Below are 23,338 nucleotides of genomic sequence, written 5' to 3' on the forward strand. Positions count from 1 at the left end.
TCGTTGATATATTTTAAGTTACGATAGATATATTTGAAAAATCGTTGATATATTTTGATTAGCTTACTTCCCCTTAAACCCTCGATATAAAGCAGTCCGTAACTCTTGTTTGTATTCTTCAATTTCTGGCATATCGAGCTCTTCTGCCAGCCTGATAGCTAATTCAATATCGTACGGTACACGTACAAGTTGGATGGAAAAGCTTGCTGCTTCTTTTTCATTGTAAGTTCCTTCGAATATTAAATAGGAAGCTTGTGTAATTTCAAGCGGATTTCCTACGCTACCAGCATTACATAACGTTTTCCCTCTGAAATTTTGAACGAATGCTTGGTGAACGTCACCGTAGCAAACGACATCTGGTTTTCTTTCTCCTTCTATATTCTCCGTGAGCTCACTGTTTTCGAACATACTAATACGCTCTTCTCTTGAAGCGTGTGGTTGTATTCTTTCATATAAACTTCTCGGTGAAGCATGAAACATTCGAATGAGTTTTCCACTCATATAAAACTCGATTGAAAATGGCAAGCTTCTTAAATAGTCATTTTGTTCTTCCGATAGTTGTTTTTGATGCCATTTTAATGCTTCAAATTCAGTCGGCTTTGTAATAAAATCATCCCAGTTTCCCATTACGACTACTTCACATTCTTTACGAATGATTTCAATTACTTCGCTAGAATGAGGACCTTTCCCTACTAAATCTCCAAGACAAATTATGCGTTTGATTCCTCTCAATTTAATGTCTTGTAGTACAGATTCTAAAGCTGGAATATTACCATGTATATCTGAAATTACTGCTATTTTGTCCATATGAATTCCTCCTTTATTTATTAAATTCACTTGATTGATACCATTTTGGAATATAGGATGAAAATTGATTATGATCTTCTAAAATTTGGTTCAATCTTTCCTTCATATCATCTACTAAATGCGGCGTGCTTCGGTTTGTCCAAACGATATCCGCTGGGAATGTCATTGCTGCATATAATGAGTACAGTTTCCAAAAATGAAGTGATGGTTCCCCTCCGCAATAACCATGGACTTGTCCAACCGCAAATGGTTTGCTTATTCTTGTAGTAAAAATCGCTACGTTATAAAAATCTTGTATAGGATCGCCAAAATCATATCCACCAAAATCGATAACGATAAATTCCTTATTATGAATCATACTATTTGCTGGATGGAAGTCATCGTGTAAAAATGTGATTGGACGATTTTTTAATAAGTCTTTATGATTGTCTACAAAGGTTAATACTGGCTTCAAATCTAGAAAATTCACTTCGTAATTTGCTAATGCCTCTATGTATCTTTCGTATTTATTCCATCTAGATGTTTTCCATTTATTACTTGCACTTTCTTTTTCTATCGAGTGAATCCTCTTTAATACTTCTCCTGCTTTTCTTCCTGCATGATACTGTTCTTCCGCCGATAGCTTCCTTAAACCTTCTTGACCATTTACACCTTGGACCCATTCAAATACTTGAACACATTTATTTAATTCCTCAAGTTTTATGAAATGAATTAACTTCGGCGTTGGAATATGTAATAACTCTAATTGTTTCATATACGTATATTCTTCTTGTTTACGTTCAAAATAAACAGCATCACATACTTTTACAAAATATGTTACTCTATTTTCTAATTTTATTTTATATTTCTCTTCATGTGAAAAACCTTTTGAAATAGCTGTACACTTTACAATACGAGGCCATTCTAGTTTTCTCTCTATCTCTCTAAGTATTTCTTCCAAAGCGTTCACCTCTATCAATATATGTACAAACTACCTAACACTTCATACTCTCGTTTATTTTCCCCTTTAAATTCTACTGCAAATGGATATTCACCATAATTCTTTATGTATTCTTGTACTAGACCTTCTCCAATCGGTTCACAAAACTGTACTTGAATGTCACCAAACGATACACTTTGACACTCCGCATTCCATTCTTCATTTTTCATGACTGGAGTTGCAGTTAGCTCCATGACTGCTTTCCATTTCCGTGCTGTTTCTCGAACATTTTTTACTGCGTAATGGATTGTTTCAATTTGTTGTACTTTATTTTTATGTTCCGTGATTGTTCCAATGTTACGTAAATCTTTTCTTCTTTCTTCATCTGTTTCATTCCACTGTATAAAGAAAGGTAATTTCGGCCCGTTCTCTTCTTGCTTTACAAATAACATTTTCCATTCTAAAAGGCGGCCATCTTTTCTCATACGTTTCCCTTCAAATGGTCCTATTGTTTGTAAACCGTATTTACTAAACTTATCTGCTAATTCTTCAATGGTATCTGTTCGAATTGCGATTTGCAGCATCCCTTCACCATCTTGTAATTTCACTACCGTTTCTTGTACTAACGGATTTTCTGCTTCTTTCGCTTTTTCTTCATGTTGAACTGCTAAAAATTCTATGTATGATAAATCAAAATAACTTAAACTATTCCAAGTACCCCAAGTAGTATGCTCTCCGCCTAGTGCCGTATGAAATCCAAGTTCCTGCATTTGTTTTGCCGCTTCCTCCGGTGTGCCATGAACTGCGTGAACGAGATGATCAAATCGTAACATGTCTTTCTCCCCTTTCTCTCCATCCTTTTATTGTATATTTTATTTTTCTTTCATTCAATTCAAAAAACTTTAAAACCTAGTTGATTTATACGATTAATATGTATTATAATGAAACAAATTTCAATATTGCTGATTGGAAAAACCAAAGGCACTTTTCTCATACGGGAAAAGTGCCTTTTTCATTTACTATTACAGGGGGATTATTTATGCAGAAATTAATTGTCTTTGCTATTATTGGATTTTTCGCTCAATTGATCGATGGAGCGCTTGGAATGGCGTACGGGGTAACGTCTACCTCACTTTTACTAATGTTTGGTATCGCACCGGCTGTAGCTTCCGCATCTGTTCATTTAGCTGAAGTTGTTACAACCGCCGCTTCTGGTGCATCTCACCTCAAATTTGGGAACGTTGATAAATACACCGTTTCCAGGCTTACATTACCAGGAGCAATTGGTGCATTTGTTGGGGCATGTTTTTTAAGTAATTTACCTGGCGATGTAATTAAACCGTACATTTCTGTATTTTTATTTACTTTAGGGGTTTATATTTTATTACGATTCATTATTCAAAAACAAGTTGTTACTTCAAAGAAACGTATGTCAGCTAAACAACTTGTTCCGCTTGGCTTATTCGCTGGATTCGTTGATTCAACTGGTGGTGGGGGCTGGGGACCGATTACGACACCTGTTCTTCTAGCAAGAGGAAATGAAGCGAGAAAAGTTATTGGATCTGTAGATACGAGTGAATTTCCTGTTTCACTCGCTGCAACAATTGGCTTCTTCATCTCACTTGGCTGGGAACAAGTAAGCTGGGTTTGGGTATTTGCGTTAATGCTTGGTGGTATTGTCGCAGCTCCAATTGCTGCATGGCTAGTACGTATCGTACCATCTCATTTACTTGGCGTATTAGTTGGTGGTCTTATTATCTTTACGAATATACGTACACTACTTACTACTTTTAAAGTAGATCCAACTATTATCTCACTTTCTTACGTCGCAGTTGGTCTTGTCGTTATTATTTCTATTTTCATTGCTGTTCGTAATCATTCCAATCGTTCTAACGCATCAACAGCCCAATATCCGAATGATCAAAAACAGATGCTACCTTAATTACTAAAAAACCGCTCAACTTACTTCGAGCGGTTTTTTTCTATTTTCCAATTCATCATTGTTTCTGTCGCATCTACTCTTTTCATATGTAACTTCTCTAACACACGAATCGAACCATAATTATCAAGGAGCGTCTCTGCAATAATCGTTTCTACCTCTCCTGTCTGAAAAGCCCAATCTATTAGTTCTTGTACAGCTTCTGTCGCATACCCTTTATTCCAATATTTCTCAATAAATCCGTAACCAACTTCTACTGTATGTTCCTCATTTGGTTTCCCTTTAAAACCTATATCACCTAGAACGATGTCATCTTCTTTTCGAATGACATACCACGCGCCCCAAGGTAATAAATCCTTATCCTGTCTTACATTTTCTACATGCCCTACAATATGTGGGCCACTATTATATCCTTGCTCGTTAGCAACGTGAATACTCTCTTCTGTACACGGCACTATATAGAGCCTTTCTGTTTCTAATTTCATTTTGATTTCCCCTTTTTTACTTACACGTTACTCTAATTATATCAAAAAATATGACCTGATTATGAATGTCGAATTATATTTTCTGAATTTTCTTTTAATTTTTGAAGGGTTTTTCAATATTTTTTGCGAAACATTTGTATAACAATTTTTTCTTTGCTTATTGTTACATAATAGTAGGTTCGGGTGGAGTTTTGCAAGCGTTTCCTATACAATAACCGATATTTTTTGATTTTTTCCTACAAAATATCTTGCAATATATTCAGAAACTCATTACAATTGCCATATATTAAAAATCTTAGCAATATATCAAATCCTCATCAATCCGATGAGGTAGAGGTTGCGACTTTTAAGAGTAAAACGGACGAGACACAGAGAAAGTCACCGACTCCGTTTGAAAGGAAAAGTTGCCGAAGTTTATATTTCTTCTCTGGAAATATGAGCTGGGGCTGTCTCCGAAAGGAACAGAACTGTCACGTTTACAAAATTACCGTGTAAACGTGGGGTGCTATCTTAACGGAAGGGTATGATGGGGTGGTTATTTGTGAAACGTTCCGCCAAATTCCTTTGGCGGTTTTTTGTATTTTTCTCCCCCGCTCCTTCCTATCTTACAAGAAAAGGAGTGTTGAACATGAATAGCGCAACGAATCAAGCTACCTCTAAAACAGAAGCTACAAAAGGAAAAGGTGAATTAAGACGCGGTCTAAAATCAAGGCACCTTACGATGATTTCTCTCGGCGGTACAATTGGTACCGGACTATTTCTTGCCAGCGGTGGTGTCATCCATTCAGCTGGACCTGGCGGTGCATTAATTGCATACGCCGCAATTGGAATTATGGTTTACTTTTTAATGACAAGCTTAGCTGAACTCGCAGCTTACATGCCTGTTACTGGCTCTTTTAGCACGTACGCAACAAAATTTGTTGATCCATCACTTGGCTTTGCACTTGGATGGAACTATTGGTATAACTGGGCAATTACTATCGCTGCTGAACTAGCGGCTGTAACATTAATTATGAAATTTTGGTTTCCAGATACTCCTTCCCTCATTTGGAGCGGATTATGTTTAGCTATTATTTTCCTTTTAAACTACTTATCTGTTAAAGGATTTGGTGAATCTGAATATTGGTTCGCACTTATTAAAGTAGCTACAATTATTATCTTTTTAATTGTCGGGTTTATGATGATTTTCGGAATTATGGGCGGCGAAACTGTTGGATTTAAAAACTTCACTGTTGCAGATGCACCATTTAATGGCGGCATCATGGCAATTATCGGTGTATTTATGGCAGCTGGTTTCTCATTCCAAGGTACTGAATTATTAGGTGTAGCTGCTGGTGAAACATCTGATCCAGAGCGTAATATTCCGAAAGCAATTCGTTCGATTTTTTGGCGTATCCTTTTATTCTATATCCTTGCGATTCTCGTTATCGGTTTATTAATTCCTTATACAACTGAAAGTCTTGCCGCAAGTGATGTAACAGTAAGTCCATTTACACTTATTTTTGAAAAAGCGGGCGTTGCCTTCGCTGCTTCTGTTATGAACGCTGTTATTTTAACGGCAGTACTATCTGCTGGTAACTCTGGTATGTATGCATCAACTCGTATGCTTTGGGATTTAGCTCGCCAAGGGAAAGCACCAAAGTTTCTTGGTAAATTAGATAGCCGCGGCGTACCTGTTAACGCATTAATCGTAACATCGATTGTCGGTAGTATCGCTTTCATTGCTTCTTTATTCGGTGACGGTGTTGTATACATTTGGTTATTAAATGCATCAGGAATGTCTGGCTTTATCGCATGGGTTGGAATCGCAATTAGTCATTACCGTTTCCGTAAAGCATATATCGCACAAGGAAAAGATTTAAATGACTTACCTTATAGAGCAAAATGGTTCCCATTCGGACCAATCTTCGCATTTGCACTTTGCGTCATCGTAATTTTAGGTCAAAACTACGGCGCATTTATGGGTGAATCAATCGATTGGAACGGCGTACTCGTTTCTTACATCGGTTTACCACTCTTCTTAGTACTTTGGTTAGGATACAAATTTACGAAAAAAACAAAAGTCATTCCACTTGATAAATGTGAACTGAAATAAAGTGAAACTTTAATCCGTGGGGGTTTTCTTCATCCCCCACGGATTATCAGCCCTCACCAATCGGACTTTTATGGGCAGTTGATCCCCCACCTAACTTCTTTTCTTTCGCTGCATTTTGAGGTGGGGGTCTTACTGCCCATTAAAGTCGGATAAAGGGAGACGAGCAAACAAATTTGTTTGCTCGTTTTTTATTACAAACCTCTTTACTTCCCTATTTCTTCTGTTTTTGCAATAATAAAGGAAATATAAATAAAGGTTGGGATACAATGAACATTCGCATTACTGATGAAGCAATAGCAGCTATACATAGATTAGAACGTGAAGATAAAAAAATCATTCGCATTAGAGGGACAATGACAAACTCTTGTAGTATTTTCGTTGATGTCGATTTAATTTGGGATACATATGTTGCAGATGATGTTGTATATGAAGATGCAGACCTTATCGTACAAATGGATTCATTTACGAAAGACTACACTGGTGATACGGTGAAGCTTGATTATAAAACGACAGGTTTTAGTATTACGACTCCGAATGAGACTTTAGTTTATGGATTGTCGATTAAAAAATAAAACTTGTTTTCAACTGACCACTGAGGTGAAAAAATGGGTAAATATGTTCCGCTAAAATTTTTATTTAACGAAGAATTAGCAGAAAAAATGGCTGATTCTATTTGTAAACACGATCCTACTTTCTCTAAAAGAAACTTTGTATCTTCCGTAACATGTAACGTTGAAAATTTAGAGCTAAAGCAGCGTATTGAAGTAATGGCAGATGAATTACACAATGCTTTACAAAAAGATTTTAATGAAGCAATACATATATTACTGAAAACATTAGGACCAGAAAATACAACAGAAGTAGGCACATTTACAAACGGATATATGTACATGCCTATTGCAAAATACGTTGAAAAATATGGACTTAACGAATTTGAAACCTCATTCAACGCCATGTATGAAATAACGAAAAGGAATACTGCTGAATATGCCATTCGGCCTTTTCTTCAAACATACCATGAAGACACACTAAACATATTACAAAAGTGGATTCATGACGAAAACAGCCACATTAGAAGATTAGTTTCTGAAGGTACAAGACCAAGGCTTCCTTGGGCTAAAAAAATAGGAGCCCTGAAAGGTGACTTTAAGTACAATTTACAGCTTCTTGAGCCTTTAATGAATGACCATTCTAAATATGTTCAAAAATCTGTAGCCAATCATATTAACGATATTACGAAAGAAGATAAAGAACTCGTTTTTCAATGGTTGCAGCAATTACGTGATAAACAGCATCCAGTTAATCCTTGGATTATAAAACATGGGTTACGAACGGTGATTAAAAATGGTACTTTACCAAAAGATTTTTGTTTTTGAGTATTTTAAACAAAAACGCGTATGCTTCAAAAATAAAGCATACGCATTTCTTTCTTTTAAATACAGCAATAACAAACGTATTTTTCCAACATTCCACTTCTTCAATGAAAGGTCTATAGTATTATTTCGATAAAGCTAAACCACCTACCATTGCTCATAAAATCTATCCCTATTCCATTTCTACTTGCTTCACATAATATTCCATCGCTTCATTAAGCCATTTTTGTTCATCTTCTGTGAAAGGCGAAGGTATCATATTTTCAAGTTCTTGCATATCCAGTTCTTCCACACTAGTATTAGCTAACTTTTGTATCAAATCTTCACTAAGAAATGAAAAAGACTCTTCTATATATTCCTTTACCATCTCTTGTACTTTCGAATCCTCGACTGGTTTACCATATAATTGCTTAACCTTTTTAGACAATTGAATAAACGTTTGATTCAAAGCAATTTTATCTTCTTCTCGTTTCTTTGATAACTCTTCCACGATATCCGTTAACTCATGACGTTTCATCCATTCTTTATGTGTATGTTCTGTATTCATACCGTAAATAAGACTAAATAATACTATACTATCTATTTCACATTCCTCTTCGACTAACTTCATTACTCTTTTAATCGCTTGCATTGATTGCTCAATTTGTTCTTTTTCTCTTTCTAACACTTGCAAATGGAGAGACAAACTTTCATTCAGATCAACACCAAAACTTGATTCGTGTAACAAATTAGCGACTTTATCTAGACTATAGCCTAGAAATTTTAAACTTATAATTTTTTGTAAGGTTATAATATCTTGATATTTATAAATGCGGTGCCCTGAAGAAGGATTCTTTTCTGGTTGTAACAATCCAATTTCATCATAGTAATGCAAAGTAGGAATTGGTATGCCCGTTTTTTTCGAGAATTCTCCAATAGAAAACTTTTTATCCGTATTCATGTAAATCCCCCTATTAAAAGTATAAACCCATTTTAAAACCTAAAGTAACTAGAGGTTCAAGAGGTAATTTAAGAAAATTCAAAATGTAGAAAATGCATATAATCAATATGTATTGCGCTATCCCATTTTATGGCCCGATTATTGACCAGCAAAACTTTCCCTCACAAATTCAAAGGACTTTCACTTACTTATCCCGAATATATAAATAACCATTCTTACAAGGAGCGAATTTATATGAATCTATTCGAACACGAAACGTAAAACCGTTCCCCTTTCATAAGAGGTCCTCCTTTTTTCTTTTCTCACCATATCATTTACTTACAAAATAGGAGGATACAATTATGAAACGTGATCCATTATTTTTAACTTTATTAGAAAGTGCTAATACAAATTTTAGCGGTTGGGATTTTTCTTTTATTTCAGAAACTGGCCGAATGAAGAGCGAACCTTTATCATGGTCATACGGCAGTACTGCTTTCCAGCTTATGCAGCATGCAGAATCAATGCTCAATATGGGTACTGGCGGCGGAGAGTTTTTATCTATGTTACAACCATTCCCGCCAACTATTTATGCGACTGAAGGTTATGCTCCAAACTTGCCAATTGCTCGGAAGAAATTAGAGCCTTTAGGAGTTACTGTTGTCGAAGTGATTAATGATACTGCTTTACCATTTCAAGATGGTCAATTTAATTTAATCATAAATCAACATGAATCATATACTGCCTCTGAGGTAAACAGAATTCTTTCTCCTAATGGAATGTTCCTTACACAACAAGTTGGTGGTCTCGATTGCGCTGAACTTAATGAACAGTTTGACACACCACTAAATAGCGAATTTGCAAGTTGGTCGCTTGAAGCGGCATGTAATGAACTACAGGAAAATGGATTTACTATCTTAGAAGCAAAAGAAGAATTCCCTTTCCAACGCTTTTATGATATTGGCGCTATCGTCTATTATTTAAAAGCAATTCCGTGGCAAATCCCTAATTTTACTGTCGAAAGGTATTATGAGGAATTATATCGTATACATAAAGTCATCTTACAAAAAAGGTATTTTGATGTGACGCAACATCGTTTTCTGATTAAGGCGATTCGCAGCTAGCAAAAAGGAGGTGGCAAAGCACCTCCTTTTTGCTCCGTTTACGTATGTTCTCTACTCTTTCATAATGAGAAAAGTTATATCATCCCACTTCTTATCTAATTGCAATCTACTAGATTATAAGAGTGATTGTTGTCATATTTTTTCTATTGAGAAACGAGTTGTTTTTCATACCGTTTGTTCGCATTATCATCTGTCAAATATGAAGTTGTGTAAGTAATAATATTCCCGTTATCATATGTGAATATATGCTCTAACTTATTTTCTTCTGTTAATACTATTGGTAAGTATTTTAGTAAATTGGTAACTACACCTCTATTATCCTTATTTAATATCCAATCAATTTCTTTCCATTCTAACAATCCTTCCGCCGTACTTAATGGCGTGTCCATATGTACTCCATCTGGCAGATCAGCAAGGAATACATACATTCCTTCACTCCCCCGAGGCTCGTCCTTACTTTTAAAAACCACATTCCCTTTATACGTTACACTTGGAAGATCTATGCCTGTTTCTTCAAGCGTTTCTCTAATTATCCCTTCATATGGCGTTTCATTATCTTCAATTTTTCCACCAACACCATTCCACATTCCCATATTTGGCTTTTTATTTCTATTTAATAGCAGTATTTTATCGCTTTTTCTAATAAAACAAATTGTGTACTTGTACATACAATCATTTCCTTTCATTTTCACATGAGTTATTTGGCTTATTTTTAAGTAAAAACACTCGCCTTACAATTCCTTACCACATAGTATATAGTACAACTTTCATGCGTAAACACTTTACGTCAAACGAGAGAATCCTTTATAGAAAGGAGAATTTAAAATCGATAATATAAGCAATGAATTTCTAAACCAATATTACGACAGCCTTGTGTGGTTTAAAGATACACACTGGTTCGGTGTTCCAATTTGTAAACTTCCCTCTGATCTCTTTTTGTATCAAGAAATCATTTACGAATTAAAGCCCGATTTAATTATTGAATGCGGGACATTTCATGGTGGTAGTGCACTGTATTTAGCTTCTATGTTAGATTTAATCGGAAAAGGTCACGTACTTACTATTGATATAACTCCGCAGCCAAATCGGCCATCACATAATCGGATTACGTATTTAACAGCTTCTTCTGTTTCTGTACAGGCCATCCAAACAATAGTAAGTATGCGCAAACCTGATGATGTGATTTTAGTTATTTTAGATTCTGATCATAGTAAAGAGCATGTATCCAAAGAACTTTTATTATATAAATCTATCGTCACTACTGGAAGTTATATGATTGTAGAAGATACCTCTATTAATGGAAATCCGCTTCTTCCTGATTGGGGACCTGGCCCAATGGAAGCGGTTGAAGAGTTTTTAGCTACAAACAACAATTTCATAATCGATGAATCTAAGCATAAGTTTTTCATATCGTTTAACCCAAAAGGTTTTTTAAAGAAGATAAAGTGAAACGTTAATAAGTGGGGATAGAGAAACCCCCACTTATTCTATGATCTTCATTTTTGAAAAAGGATAATATACAAATTCCACTTTGCCTATTATATTATCTTCTTCAATATATCCTAAACCGTTTCGACTATCTCTACTAAGTTCACGATTATCTCCCATTACAAATAATTTATTTGGTGGGATTTTTGTCTTTTGAAAGTTATAAAACACTTGCGTATTATTGAATAAATCTTTATTTGTATACGGTTCTTCTTGTTTTTTATCATTCACATATACAGATCCATTCGTTATGTTAATTACGTCACCAGGAAGTCCTATTACTCGTTTTACATAATATTTCGATTCATCCTCTTCCTTTATAATGACAATTTCTCCATGCTCTAAATCAGAAAAGTGTACGGCTGCTTTATTTACAAATACGTAGTCTTCTTCATATAAAGTCGGTTGCATCGATTTCCCTTCCACTTTACATAAAGTAAAAGAATGATAGGCTATTACCAAAACAAACACGAAGAGTATGTATTTCCCCCAACCTCTTTTAATCTCCTGTTTCATATCCATTCCCACCTTATTCAAACGCTTTTTAAATCAAAAAATATATCACTGCACCATATGTCTCAATGCAGTGATATTATTTTTACTGGGCCTTGTTCGGCTGCTCTACTGGGACTGGATTTCCACCTGCTCTTTTCGCTTTCAATTCAAAATACGCATCCAAAATCTCTTTACCAATCGCGGAATTAATTCCTGATTTGTCATCATTTACCCATGGTACAACAACTGAAAAAGCTACTTCCGGATCAGCATCATACGGCGCATAACCGGCAAGAGTTAAATTATAACATTTTTTTCGTTTATTGTTTTCATCTCTTCCAATTTCACTTTCTCCGCCATACACAGTTTCAGCTGTCCCTGTTTTTCCAGCTGGTTTATACGGTAATCCTTTAAACGTTGCAGTACCTGTTCCGTCATTCTCTTGAAAAACTCTTCTAAATCCTTCTTTTACATGATTAATGTATGAAGTGTTCATATCCACTCGATTTAAAATAACTGGTTCAATAGATCGAATAACTTTTCCAACATCCTCTGGTCTATGTGGTTGTTCTCTCACTTCTTGCACAATTTGCGGTTTCATTCTGTAACCACCGTTTGCAATGGTTGAAATATATTGAGCAAGTTGAAGCGGCGTATATGTATCGTACTGTCCAATCGCATAATCAAGTAAAAAACCAGGTATGTTATCCGTTCTACCCATTTGACCAATCGATTCATTCGGCAAGTCAATACCAGTCGGTACACCTAAACCAAATTGTCTAAAATAGTAGCGCATTTTATTAAATGTTTCTTGTTTAATGTCTAATGGATTGTTTGGCACATAATTTATACCTGCCATCTTTAATGCTGTATTAAACATATATACGTTTGATGAAACTTGTAAAGCTCTTAAATCATCAATATCACCAAAGTCTTTCCACGATTTCTTCGGCTTAGAGCTTCCTTTAAAATACATAGGTGCATCAAAGAAATGTGTATACGGCTTAATTGTGTCAGTTTGATAGCCGGCTAATAATGTAGCCCCTTTCACAGTTGACCCTAACTCATAAGAACTTGTCATCGTCCCTAAAGCATAGTCCTCTATTTGCACCCCGCCATCTTTATTTACAATTTTCTTTCCTGCCATCGATAAAATTTGACCGTTTTTCGGATTCATCATTACAACGAATGCACGATCCATCATCGGCTCTGCAGAATGAAATGCTCGTAAATTCTTTTCAAGACTTTCCTCTACTTTTTTCTGTAACTCCATATCTACTGTTAACATTAAATTATTTCCACTTTTTCCTTCGGTCACTTTTTCTGTCCGGATTATATTTCCTGCTTTATCTGTAATGCTTCTAGATTGCTCTTTCGTTCCATGTAATGCGTCTTCATATTGCTTTTCGATGTAACTCTTACCAATGCGGTCATTTCGGTTATAATCACGCACTAAATAATAATCTAATTGTTCCCTTGGCAATCCTTCATTTTCAGTAGAAACGCTACCAAGAATAGAACGAAGTATTTTATCATTTGGGTATTCACGTTCCCAGTCTACTGTCGTATCTACTCCGGGCAAGCTTGCCAATCTTTCACTTACGACTGCATATTCATTTTGACTTACATCTTTTTTAACGATTTGCGGCGTCATTTTATATCCCGCATTCATTTTGCTTTTAATAGCTAGTACTTCTAGGTCTTCTTTTGAAAGTTCGCTTAATTCTTCTTGTGTAATTCTTTCCCTACGTAACTCTTCCACTTTTTTATCTAATTCTTTCCCTTCTATCTCCTGCTTCCTAAATTTACTCTCATCTTCTTTCGTTACTTTTTCTGCTGCCCGCTTTTCATTTAACTGCATCCAAAAATCCTTTTTATCTGTTTCTGTTAACTTGTCTATATCCTCTGGCGACATTTCAATTAACTGGGCTAACTGTCTTGCTACTTGTAAAACTTCTTTCGAATCTACTCCTTTCATTTTCGTATATGTAACAGTTCGTAGTGGTTTATTATTTACAATCACCTGACCTTGTCGATCAAACATTTTCCCTCTAGGAACAGGTGTACTTACCGTTACATCTTCCTTTTTGTTCACTTCATTTCTATACGTTTCTCCATCAATGATTTGTACTTTACCTAATTGAATTATAATAGCTGAAAATAAAAGAAAGACGATAAAAAATAGTACATTTAACCGAAAAGGAATATGAGTCTTTTTCTTTTTCGATTGTTTCTTCTGCTCCTTTTTCTGTCTCATTTCGCTCCCTCGCTTCATTCTATTAACATTTCTACATGGAACCATTATGTATCAAATTTATTTATATGATATATATAGAATTTTATATTAATTATAAAAGAAATAAAAGATTCAATTTTCAGTTTTTTAATTTTATATCCTATTTATTACCATTCACTTAATGCACAATAACATGAATATTATTCTAAAAGAAAAATGGTACAAATTTATTTTTATACCATTAGTTTACATTTATTTGTATACTAAAGAAATAAATTCATAAAAGACATTACTTAAGGAGAGAACGAAAATGACAGATTCATTTACAATACATACTAATGCGCCCCATTGTTTAAACTTTATGATTTATATTCAAAATATTTATCTCAACCAAAAAGAGAAAAAGGAAAATTTAAAATTTCCTTACATAGCAAGACAATTCAATTTTTCTACTAACTTTGAAGCAAATTTCAAAGAATTATGGCATTCACTTCGCAAACAAATGGCTAATGACAAGTATGATTCGCAAATTTTTTATGATGAAAATCATATGTTTTATGAGAAGCTTTTTGATAATCATTTATGTAATGAAGAATTATTCAAAGAATTAATATGTAGTTTTAAAGTATGGCGGACTAGCATAGCAGGTCAGCTTTCATTAGAATGGTCTGTAAGTGATTTTAGTAGACAACTTTACGAAGACTTAGTTTTATATATAAAACAACACCAAATAAAACCTTTACAACAGCTACATATTAGCTTACTTTATGACGATTGTGTATTCGTTAAAAATAATACTACTTCTTACTCTGCTATTTTACCTACGAAACACTTTTTTATTAATTATAGAGATGTTGTTACTACATTATCGACATGTTTTCACGCTGCTTAGTATAACGATTACTCAAATAAAAAACTGAGGCGGATACCTCAGTTTTTTCGATAACTTATTTCCTTGAAGACAATCCGTCAACAAATTCACCAATCTTATTTTGAAAAACATAATCAAAGTTATATTCTTGTCCTGTTAACTCTTCATTTACTAAAACGGTTGTTGCTCCTACTTCCCTCTTTGCGATTTGCGGGAATGAAGCAACAGGTTGTACTTTGAGTGACGTCCCCATAACGATAAGCACATCTGTTTCATATAAACGTTTGACCGCATTTTGATATTGCGGCAACGTATCTCCGTATAAAACAACGTCTGGATTTAAAATGAAATTACACTTCTCGCAGCGCGGCACTTCATGATCAATCATGTACTGCAAATCATATCCCGTTTTACACTTCGGACAATGTGCTGTTTGCAGTGTTCCATGTAAATCAATAACATGTTTACTACCACCTAATTGATGTAAACCATCAATATTTTGCGTTAAAATCGTAATATCTTTCCCTTGCTCTTCTAGCTCTGCTAAAAAGCGATGGCCACGATTTGGCTTATATTGATGAAACGTATTAATTTGAAATATTTCTTTATAATGCTTCCAAAATTCTTTCGGACTTCGGTTATAGTACCCTCTTGATAAGTACATTTCCACATTCGCATCAGCATACAATCCATTTGCTGAACGAAAATCTGGGATACCACTTTCCGTACTTGCACCAGCTCCTGTTAATACTGTCATTTTCTTCGCTTTTTCTAAAATCAAACGTACTTCTTCAAATTGTTGCACAAAAATCACCTCTATGTATATTGCTATACTTATTATACCAGTTGTTTACAGGAGGTGTCGTACGATTCGATTTAATTACTATGTTACATTATCTACACCAAAACTTTTTGGGGCGTAATTAAAGTTCCCAAGATAACTACTGTTCAATTAAAATTAAAATGAAGTTATTTAATTTTAATTGAACAAACTGGCATAAAACTATTGACTATACAAACCAAACGAACTAACATATAGGCGGATTCACAACTGATTACAAATGCGATATTATATGTGTTGGATCAATGTTCCTAGAAAACAAAACACACCTAATAGACTAATAGAACTTGGTAAGAGAGCTGACTATTTATCTAAAATAGAGCTTCTTAAACATAAAGACTGCGTCATAAATTTACTCGATGAACGATACACCTGGGAATACAAGACCAAAACTCCAACTCATTTATGTTTTAAAATACCGATGAGTTGGAGTTTTCTTATTGCTATATTTACAAATAAAATAAAATAAAGATTACTAAAAGTATATATATGTAAAAAACTATTTCTTTTAGAGTGTTTCAATAAAAGAAATAGTTTTTTGAAGTAAATGAAGTCATGTCGAGGGCTACTAAAATACTATCTATCCAACTTATTCTAATAATTTCACCTGAGTTGGAATCCCTTTGCTTTGTAATACGTTATTTGCACTAAATTCCGCCAAGTTTTTATAATCTTCCTGAAGCACATAAATACTCTTTTCCAGTGTATTAATATAGTCTGGATCTTTATTCGGTTTATTTTTTTCTTTTTGTAACATCAAAAGTAAGTCCTTGATTAACTGTTCTTTTTTATCTAGATTTCTCACTAAACCTCGTGCTTTTTCATCAAAAATCCTCTTTTGTTTCTCAATCTTTTCGTTAAATATTGATTGGCATTTAGAATATCCTTCATTCTTAAATTTTAGTTCAGTACTTTTTAGAAATATCATATACATGTCTCCAATCAGAAAATTCCTTATCTAACGGCAAGTGTTTCATTTCATTAGAAGAATAAGAGTTTACATCATCATTAAACACATCTAAACATCTAATCAGTAACTTCATTCGTTCATCATTGTATTCATTTGAACTATCTTTTCTTAGCTTGCTAATAGCTAGTATTAAATGCTCAATTAATCTTTGCTTTTCTATATCAGTTACCTCAAGTTTGAAGAGCCATTTCTCAAATTCAAGGTTTAATCCTGTGATTATTCTATCGTAAACATCACTTGCTGTTTTATAGCCCTCAATTAAATAATCATTTTCTGATTTAAATAATCGTGTATAAATAGGGTCACATTCCCATGAATATTTCTTAGGAATAAGATTTTCCATGCTCTTTATGTCATTCGAATTTCGTTTCATTTTCCTACCCCTTATTTAATATTGAAGTTGTATTCATCACCTTGTATTAGCTGATTGAAATTATTGTAAACGAATTCAGCTTTTACATTTGTTATAAATTTAGTGTCTGTGGCAATACGATATAAAGCACCTAACAATCCCCCGATATCTAATCTTTTTGTAGTTAGTTTTCTTTTTCGCCTAGACTCAAATGCTACGACAATAAGGTTACTTGCTGATGCGATTATATTTGAGTACATTAATATTTTTCTTGTTTTCACTTTATATAAATCTAATGAGCCACATGTTTCTTCGTTATAGAAGATTCTATGAAGCATAGCTATTAATAAATTGATCAACATAGAGTATGTCACTTGTTTACCAACTATTTTTAAATTGCCGGCATCAATACCATAGTGAGCAAGTTCTTGAGAAAATTCTGGTGAAAGTAAAATAGTACCTGGTATCGGTAAGCCGGCTTTTGAATATTCATCAGACTTTATATGTAATCCTTGTTTTATTAATGCAGCTCCAAGTATCTCCGGTTCATTAAAAGCCCGATTTTTTACTTTCTCAAACATAATTGCAGTATCAGCCTCTTCCGTTATTTTTGCTTTTAAATAACCATTTGCCATCGGAGAGGGTGCTATATGATACGTATTTAGCTGCGAGTTAGTTAGAGTACTGGTCATAATGTTCGAAGTTCCGAATATCCAACCTAATAACGGATCATGTCCCAGTGTTCTATAACGATGCGCATTACCACTCAGGCCAAGGCCAAAATCTCGACTGCCAAATTGCGCATCATACGGAACTCCCTTAGCTATTATGTCACTTAGCGAGGCAGAATAAGGTATGCTGTTTCCTTTGTTAGCCTTTTGACTAAACTTGTTATTGAAAATCTCTTTTTCTCTTTTTTTGTATTCCTTTTCACTAACATCGTGAGTATTTCTTTCTTCAAAAGGAGTTAAAAGATACTGCCTTAAACATTGTAAGGATACCGCTAAAAATAAAAAGGGATAATCCTTGATGTCTAATTTCGTTGCTTCAGCAAACTTTCTATCGATATCATTCAAATAAAAATTCGAGTTCTTAGCAATTTCTATAACCCTTTCATTTTCATCTATAACCATTTTCATATCTTTTCGTAACAACTTGGATTCATTATCTAGCTGTTTACTCCTAATAATTAATTTTTCAAATTCATCCATTCAATTCACTCATTTCGTTAATACATTTTTTACACCTAAACAATCACTAATGAAAATATTTATTGATTTATTTTATTATAGGAATTATCACTATAAAAAAGATTATCTCACAAATTATTTACAAATAATAGGTGAGATAATCTTTACAGTCACTCTTAGAAAAACTAAAACATATTAAAATCTGATAATGCCATGTTTGGTTCCCACCATTTCCTTCAGCATAAACAAGGAATCGCTCACTTTCTTTGGCTAAAAGTTTCCTTTTATTTGAAACAATTCCGTATATGTTAGACTGCTCCTATTACAACAATCTCCCTCTTTGTATTCCATACTGCATCTTCATACAAATACAAAAAGAGGGCCACATCAGCCCTCTTTAATCTACTATTATTTAATGCGTCGCACCCCCAATTTCTACTATATCCACCTCAACGGTCATCGTTACCTCAACTGCCAACTCTACCCCTTTACGAATAGTAGAAAGTGACATACTCGGTTGCCCTGGATAATTACTCGCTTGCTCTGGTAAAAACGGAATATGAATAAATCCGCCTTTTACTTTCTGATCCTGTTTCTCTAGTTCATGCATGAGACCATAGAATAAGTGATTACAAACGAATGTACCTGCTGTTTGTGAAACGGAAGCGGGTATGCCCTCTGCTTGTAGTCTTTTTACAATTGCTTTCATCGGAAGTGTAGACCAATAAGCAGCTGGTCCTTCTTCTACGACTGGTACATCTACCGGCTGGTTTCCTTCATTGTCAGCAATTCTTGCATCATCAATATTAATTGCGACACGCTCTATCGTAATATCTGGTCTGCCCCCAGCCTGTCCAATGCATATAATAAATTCCGGTGCTAGTTCTTCTATATACTCTTTTAATACGCTGATTGATTTATAAAATACAGTGGGTACTTGTTTACTAATAATCTTGTATTCTCCGATTGTTTTTTCATGCAAACTTTTTGCGACTTCCCAAGCTGGATTGATGATTTCTCCGCCGAACGGATCGAATCCTGTTAATAATACTGTTTTCATAGTTTTCCCTCCTAATTAGAAACGATATACAAGGCCGTACATAATAAACATATTGATGATAAAGATTGAAAGAGCAATTGGTACTTGCGCTTTAATAACTGCATTTTTATCTTTTAGCTCTAAAAGCATTGCCGGAACGATATTAAAGTTTGCTGCCATTGGCGTAAGCAATGTTCCGCAATATCCAGCAAACATACCGAGTGCTGCCATAATCGCCGGATTTCCTCCGTGCATTTGTACAATTAAAGGTAAACCAATGCCGCCAGTAATAACAGCAAATGCTGCGAAAGCATTTCCCATTACAACTGTGAAAAGCATCATTCCTAAACAATACGCCATAACAGCAACGAACGGATACTCTGTCGGTAATACTTGTCCAACTAAATCTGAAACGACTTGTCCAACGCCAGACTTCGCGAAAATACCGCCAAGAGCTGCTAACATTTGTGGTAAAATAACAGCCCAGCCGACAGCTTGTAATAATCGACTTCCTTCTTGAACAGGTGTTGTTATTTTTGATTTTGTAATACGCATTGCCGCAACGAATGCAAGTAATGCTCCTAGTGCTAATGCAACTAATGTCACTTTATCTGGATCAACAAGGGAGACATTTCCCCATTTGATTTTTCCTAACGTTAACGTACCGATAATTGTAAAAATAGGAATTAATAGTGCAGGCATAAAGATTTTATTTTTTAATTTCTCCGCATGTTTTACACGTTCTTTTACTGGAACTTCTTTCTCCTCTGATTTTGTTACTTTATTTAGTGAAGCTAACACAACCATAGCGAGTACAATACAGCCAACGTAAAACGAAGGGATTACATTTCCAAATAAAAATGTAACTGCAAACAACGCCCAAAATAAACTAGAACCAAATCGGTTTGGATGCTCACGATCAAAGGCAATACGTACAGCGATAAAGGCAACGATTATACCTAATACATAGTAGATTGTATCCATTGTGATGATGTTCATTTTATATTGCCTCCTTCTCTTCTTTTTCTTTTGATTCCATCGTTTTTGCTATATATTTATCAAACCTTTTAAATCTGATCCAGCTTACAATAAGTGCAGATATTGCAGTTGGGATACCCCAAAGCGCCATATCCCATACTCCGACATGCATACCTACTGAATCGAAGAACCCTTTCATTAATAGAATCGCACCAGTTGCGATAAAAATATCTTCTCCGAAAAACCAAGCTGTATTTTCCGCAGCCGCTGCATTTGCTTTAATCTTTTCTCTTAATTTTTCAGGGAGCTTACCGTATTTACCTTGCGCAGCCCCTTCTGCCATCGGTGCAACGAGTGGTCTTACCGTTTGTGCATGACCACCAATATTCAGTCCAAGTGCTGCTGATGATTCTCTTATCGTAAAATATGACATTAATACTCTTCCAGTTGTTGCACCTTTTGATTTCGTTATAAGTGCTTCTGCTCTTTCTTTCAAACCGTAACGCTCTAAAATTCCGATTACCGGTAAAGTTAGTATGATAGGCATAGACATATATCTATTTTCTATGAAAAATTTACCGAACATGCTAATCACATCATAAAAGCTTAATCCTGAAACCATACCAGTAACAATACCTGCAACCATAACGACTAAAAGTGTATTTAATCTAAATAAAAAGCCCACTGCAACTAGTAATATCCCGATTAATTTCACCAATTCCAACACTTCCCCACATTTTTTTATTTCGGTGCACAAATAGAAATACCATTATGTTCGAATGTTCTGTATATTCTTTTCGCAAATTGTACTGCTTTTTCTCCATCACCGTGTAAACAAATCGTTTGCGCTTGAACTGCTACTTTCTGCCCGTTCATCGAATTTACATAGCCTTCTTTCACCATTTGAAGCACTTGCTTTATCGCTTCTTCTTCATTTTTTATAAGCGCATTTTCTTCCGTACGACTCGTTAATGTTCCATCTTGCTTATACGTACGATCTGCGAAAGCTTCTTGTACGAGAGTTATATTGTATTTTTCCGCAGCCTGTATAAACGCCTCACTATTTGCTAATCCGTAAAATAATAGATTTGGATTACTATGATAAATTGCCTTCGCGATTGCATCTGCAATCTCAGGATTAGTCGCTGCCATATTATATAGGGCACCGTGCGGCTTCACATGATGCATCTTCCCGCCTGCCGCTTTTACAAAAGCGTCTAATGCACCAATTTGATATAGAACATAATCGTATACTTCACTTGCTGGAACGTTCATATTCCTTCTACCAAATCCAATTAAATCTGGAAATCCGGGGTGTGCCCCTATCGCAACGTTATGTTGCATTGCCTTTTCAACTGTTTGACGCATAACGGACGGATCACCTGCATGAAAACCGCAAGCAACGTTTATTGAGGAAACGAACGGGAGAATTTCATCATCATTCCCCATTTTATAAGCGCCAAAACTTTCTCCTAAATCACAATTTAAATCAATTGTAGTCACACTGTTTCCCTCCTAATTTCAGCTTCGTAAAGCAATGAATTTCTTTAATAGATTCATATTTACTTCTTGTTCTATGTACAATTGTTCCGCTTCTTCAAGCGAAATTTTCTCAAAAGAAACATAGTCCCCCGGCTTTAGCTGGGCAAGAAGAGGTAAATCTACTGAAATGATATTTCCCATTCTCGGATAGCCACCTGTCGTTTGCCTATCTGCCATTAATATAATCGGCTGTCCACCATTAGGAACTTGAATGGTTCCAAATGTAACAGGACTCGATAAAATCTCTTTTTCTTCCATCCTATTTAATACTTCTCCCTCAACCCTATAGCCCATACGGTCAGCATAATTAGATACCTTATACTCTTTCGTAAAAAATGCCTTTCTACTTTCTTCTGTAAATTGATTATATTCAAAGTCAACTATGACACGAAGCTTAGGATGTTTCTTATACTTTGGTAGTACGCTGTTGCTAATTGCCCATTTCGTTTTTATTCTCTCATCTTTTTGTAAGTCTTGAATGAAACGATTCGCCATTTCTGGTTGTACACCAATTTGGAAGTAGTCACCCTTTTTCAACATTCTTCCTTCTATACCTCCAATCGCAGCACGTATGTAAGTACTTTTGCTTCCCATCGTACGATCAATATGGATACCACCTGCAAAAGTCACATACGTTCTGCAACCACTTTTCACTTTTCCAAAGCAAAGCATACTACCTTCTTCCGCTAAAATGGGACGCCATAATGGTATACGCTCCCCATTTAGTAACGGTTCCATATCCGCACCGCCAATCGCAAGTAACGTCGTTTTCTTTATTAACAATTTCGGTCCCATTATCGTCATTTCGAGTGCCGCTTCATTCTCTTCATTACCAACTAACATATTGATCATCCGAAGTGCACTTTGATCCATCGCCCCGCCAACTGGCACACCGTATTGTTGATAATGAGATCGTCCTAAATCTTGGACTGTTGTAAACATCCCTGCATGCAAAACCTCTACATCCATTCTTTAGCCCCCTCAAGTGATACGTACTCTTCCTTCGTTATTGGGATAAATCGTAAATACATGCCGCTTTGAATAAAGGTTGGTGTTTCTTCTTCCGGATTAAATAAGGAGATTGGTGTTCGGCCAATAATATTCCATCCACCCGGTGTTTCAAGCGGATAAATACCTGTTTGATTTCCGCCGATTCCTACCGAACCAGGAGAGATTTGTAACCGCGGTATTTCTTTTCTAGGTGTTTCTAGTTCTTTTGATAGTCCTCCTAAATATGGGAACCCTGGTGTAAAGCCTAACATATATACAAAATACGTTGTTTCACTATGTATGCGAATGACATCTTCTACTTGTAAACCGTGATAATGTGCGACCTCTTCCAAATCAGGTCCATATTCTCCCCCGTAACAAACAGGTATAGAAATATGTTTCACATCTCGTTTCAGCTCTTCCTTATACGTATCTAACATTCCAGTTATATATTGGCATACGTAATCATATGGTCTTATCTTTCTATCATTTCCCTTCCATACTTCATACAAATTGTAGTAAACGGCCAATGAAGTAAACGACGGAACACATTCAACCATCCCTACAAACGGATGTTGCTGCAACGCTTGAAATAGTCGTTGTACTTTTTCATATACATCCATCCCGATTTCTTCACCAAATGTAACAATAATTGCTTGATCCCCTAACGCAGAAAATTTCATCC

General features: G+C 35.2%; 25 protein-coding genes and 1 riboswitch. Of the genes, 7 read left to right on the forward strand and 18 right to left on the reverse strand.

Going from position 1 to position 23,338, the window contains the following annotated elements; translation table 11 throughout:
• Positions 1-63: 63 nt before the first annotated feature.
• Genes ACTFNE_RS08850 through ACTFNE_RS08860 form a run of 3 tightly spaced genes read right to left on the reverse strand, consistent with a single transcriptional unit; the run spans position 64 to position 2,559 of the window.
• On the reverse strand, positions 64-807 hold the full coding sequence (locus ACTFNE_RS08850; protein ID WP_046199309.1) for a metallophosphoesterase family protein: 744 nt from the start codon (positions 805-807) through the stop codon (positions 64-66).
• A 13-nt stretch (positions 808-820) separates the two neighbouring features.
• Positions 821-1,747 carry an aminoglycoside phosphotransferase family protein gene (locus ACTFNE_RS08855; RefSeq protein WP_270705878.1) on the reverse strand — a complete coding sequence of 309 codons (927 nt, stop codon included), beginning with the start codon at positions 1,745-1,747 and terminating at the stop codon, positions 821-823.
• Between the two features lie 14 nt (positions 1,748-1,761).
• On the reverse strand, positions 1,762-2,559 hold the full coding sequence (locus ACTFNE_RS08860; RefSeq protein ID WP_046199311.1) for a VOC family protein: 798 nt from the start codon (positions 2,557-2,559) through the stop codon (positions 1,762-1,764).
• A 98-nt stretch (positions 2,560-2,657) separates the two neighbouring features.
• On the opposite strand from ACTFNE_RS08860, the gene ACTFNE_RS08865 reads away from it, so the two are divergent.
• Positions 2,658-3,668 (forward strand): sulfite exporter TauE/SafE family protein, encoded by a 1,011-nt coding sequence (locus tag ACTFNE_RS08865; protein ID WP_270705879.1) that lies wholly within the window; start codon positions 2,658-2,660, stop codon positions 3,666-3,668.
• A 20-nt stretch (positions 3,669-3,688) separates the two neighbouring features.
• Here the strand turns inward: ACTFNE_RS08865 and ACTFNE_RS08870 are convergent, their stop codons facing one another.
• A complete protein-coding gene (locus tag ACTFNE_RS08870; RefSeq protein WP_046199313.1) occupies positions 3,689-4,150 on the reverse strand; it encodes a GNAT family N-acetyltransferase in 462 nt (153 codons plus the stop codon).
• A gap of 323 nt (positions 4,151-4,473) precedes the next feature.
• Positions 4,474-4,666: riboswitch (Lysine riboswitch) on the forward strand.
• Between the two features lie 112 nt (positions 4,667-4,778).
• Between ACTFNE_RS08870 and ACTFNE_RS08875 the strand changes: the two genes are divergently transcribed.
• The 3 genes from ACTFNE_RS08875 (at position 4,779) to ACTFNE_RS08885 (ending at position 7,621) form a co-directional block, all read left to right on the forward strand.
• On the forward strand, positions 4,779-6,245 hold the full coding sequence (locus ACTFNE_RS08875; RefSeq protein ID WP_001083374.1) for an amino acid permease: 1,467 nt from the start codon (positions 4,779-4,781) through the stop codon (positions 6,243-6,245).
• 266 nt (positions 6,246-6,511) lie between these two features.
• The gene (locus tag ACTFNE_RS08880) at positions 6,512-6,817 is read left to right on the forward strand and encodes an iron-sulfur cluster biosynthesis family protein (RefSeq protein ID WP_001026159.1); all 306 of its coding nucleotides are present in this window, start codon (positions 6,512-6,514) and stop codon (positions 6,815-6,817) included.
• A gap of 33 nt (positions 6,818-6,850) precedes the next feature.
• Positions 6,851-7,621: a DNA alkylation repair protein gene (locus ACTFNE_RS08885; protein WP_270705880.1), complete on the forward strand. Its 771-nt coding sequence runs from the start codon at positions 6,851-6,853 to the stop codon at positions 7,619-7,621.
• A gap of 169 nt (positions 7,622-7,790) precedes the next feature.
• On the opposite strand, the gene ACTFNE_RS08890 is transcribed toward ACTFNE_RS08885, so the two are convergent.
• Positions 7,791-8,558 (reverse strand): MerR family transcriptional regulator, encoded by a 768-nt coding sequence (locus tag ACTFNE_RS08890; RefSeq protein WP_270705881.1) that lies wholly within the window; start codon positions 8,556-8,558, stop codon positions 7,791-7,793.
• A 341-nt stretch (positions 8,559-8,899) separates the two neighbouring features.
• Between ACTFNE_RS08890 and ACTFNE_RS08895 the strand changes: the two genes are divergently transcribed.
• Positions 8,900-9,661 carry a methyltransferase domain-containing protein gene (locus ACTFNE_RS08895; RefSeq protein WP_270705882.1) on the forward strand — a complete coding sequence of 254 codons (762 nt, stop codon included), beginning with the start codon at positions 8,900-8,902 and terminating at the stop codon, positions 9,659-9,661.
• Positions 9,662-9,804: 143 nt separating this feature from the next.
• Here ACTFNE_RS08895 and ACTFNE_RS08900 read toward each other — a convergent pair whose 3' ends face one another.
• Positions 9,805-10,329 carry an NUDIX hydrolase gene (locus ACTFNE_RS08900; protein ID WP_270705884.1) on the reverse strand — a complete coding sequence of 175 codons (525 nt, stop codon included), beginning with the start codon at positions 10,327-10,329 and terminating at the stop codon, positions 9,805-9,807.
• A gap of 157 nt (positions 10,330-10,486) precedes the next feature.
• Here ACTFNE_RS08900 and ACTFNE_RS08905 point away from each other — a divergent pair, with 157 nt between their 5' ends.
• Positions 10,487-11,110 (forward strand): cephalosporin hydroxylase family protein, encoded by a 624-nt coding sequence (locus ACTFNE_RS08905; protein WP_270705913.1) that lies wholly within the window; start codon positions 10,487-10,489, stop codon positions 11,108-11,110.
• 33 nt (positions 11,111-11,143) lie between these two features.
• On the opposite strand, the gene lepB is transcribed toward ACTFNE_RS08905, so the two are convergent.
• Together lepB and ACTFNE_RS08915 are read right to left on the reverse strand one after the other, a co-directional pair.
• The gene (gene lepB / locus ACTFNE_RS08910) at positions 11,144-11,665 is read right to left on the reverse strand and encodes a signal peptidase I (RefSeq protein WP_000806877.1); all 522 of its coding nucleotides are present in this window, start codon (positions 11,663-11,665) and stop codon (positions 11,144-11,146) included.
• Between the two features lie 82 nt (positions 11,666-11,747).
• Positions 11,748-13,901, reverse strand: a complete 2,154-nt coding sequence (locus ACTFNE_RS08915; RefSeq protein ID WP_270705886.1) for a penicillin-binding protein 2 — start codon at positions 13,899-13,901, stop codon at positions 11,748-11,750.
• Positions 13,902-14,190: 289 nt separating this feature from the next.
• Here ACTFNE_RS08915 and ACTFNE_RS08920 point away from each other — a divergent pair, with 289 nt between their 5' ends.
• Positions 14,191-14,772, forward strand: coding sequence for a hypothetical protein (locus ACTFNE_RS08920; RefSeq protein WP_270705888.1), 582 nt, complete (start codon positions 14,191-14,193; stop codon positions 14,770-14,772).
• Positions 14,773-14,827: 55 nt separating this feature from the next.
• On the opposite strand, the gene ACTFNE_RS08925 is transcribed toward ACTFNE_RS08920, so the two are convergent.
• From ACTFNE_RS08925 to pxpB, 10 genes are all read right to left on the reverse strand, one after another.
• On the reverse strand, positions 14,828-15,556 hold the full coding sequence (locus ACTFNE_RS08925) for an NAD-dependent protein deacylase (RefSeq protein WP_270705889.1): 729 nt from the start codon (positions 15,554-15,556) through the stop codon (positions 14,828-14,830).
• A 625-nt stretch (positions 15,557-16,181) separates the two neighbouring features.
• Positions 16,182-16,520, reverse strand: a complete 339-nt coding sequence (locus ACTFNE_RS08930; protein ID WP_016717883.1) for a hypothetical protein — start codon at positions 16,518-16,520, stop codon at positions 16,182-16,184.
• A complete protein-coding gene (locus tag ACTFNE_RS08935) occupies positions 16,498-16,905 on the reverse strand; it encodes a hypothetical protein (RefSeq protein WP_217653815.1) in 408 nt (135 codons plus the stop codon). Before ACTFNE_RS08935 ends, ACTFNE_RS08930 begins: the two co-directional genes overlap by 23 nt.
• Before the next feature lie 41 nt (positions 16,906-16,946).
• Positions 16,947-18,125, reverse strand: coding sequence for a hypothetical protein (locus ACTFNE_RS08940; RefSeq protein ID WP_046199447.1), 1,179 nt, complete (start codon positions 18,123-18,125; stop codon positions 16,947-16,949).
• Between the two features lie 391 nt (positions 18,126-18,516).
• The gene (gene pcp, locus ACTFNE_RS08945) at positions 18,517-19,164 is read right to left on the reverse strand and encodes a pyroglutamyl-peptidase I (protein ID WP_439997977.1); all 648 of its coding nucleotides are present in this window, start codon (positions 19,162-19,164) and stop codon (positions 18,517-18,519) included.
• Between the two features lie 15 nt (positions 19,165-19,179).
• A complete protein-coding gene (locus tag ACTFNE_RS08950) occupies positions 19,180-20,142 on the reverse strand; it encodes a DUF979 domain-containing protein (protein ID WP_046199445.1) in 963 nt (320 codons plus the stop codon).
• Between the two features lies 1 nt (position 20,143).
• A complete protein-coding gene (locus ACTFNE_RS08955) occupies positions 20,144-20,839 on the reverse strand; it encodes a DUF969 domain-containing protein (protein WP_000239800.1) in 696 nt (231 codons plus the stop codon).
• A gap of 23 nt (positions 20,840-20,862) precedes the next feature.
• On the reverse strand, positions 20,863-21,624 hold the full coding sequence (pxpA, locus tag ACTFNE_RS08960) for a 5-oxoprolinase subunit PxpA (RefSeq protein ID WP_270705892.1): 762 nt from the start codon (positions 21,622-21,624) through the stop codon (positions 20,863-20,865).
• Positions 21,625-21,642: 18 nt separating this feature from the next.
• Positions 21,643-22,632, reverse strand: coding sequence for a biotin-dependent carboxyltransferase family protein (locus ACTFNE_RS08965; RefSeq protein ID WP_270705893.1), 990 nt, complete (start codon positions 22,630-22,632; stop codon positions 21,643-21,645).
• Complete coding sequence (gene pxpB / locus ACTFNE_RS08970) at positions 22,623-23,336, reverse strand: 5-oxoprolinase subunit PxpB (RefSeq protein ID WP_144532485.1); 714 nt, start codon at positions 23,334-23,336, stop codon at positions 22,623-22,625. Before pxpB ends, ACTFNE_RS08965 begins: the two co-directional genes overlap by 10 nt.
• Positions 23,337-23,338: the final 2 nt, after the last annotated feature.

Source organism: Bacillus cereus group sp. MYBKT111-2 (assembly GCF_051915205.1).
In the GTDB taxonomy this organism is placed as follows: Bacteria; Bacillota; Bacilli; order Bacillales; family Bacillaceae_G; genus Bacillus_A; species Bacillus_A paranthracis.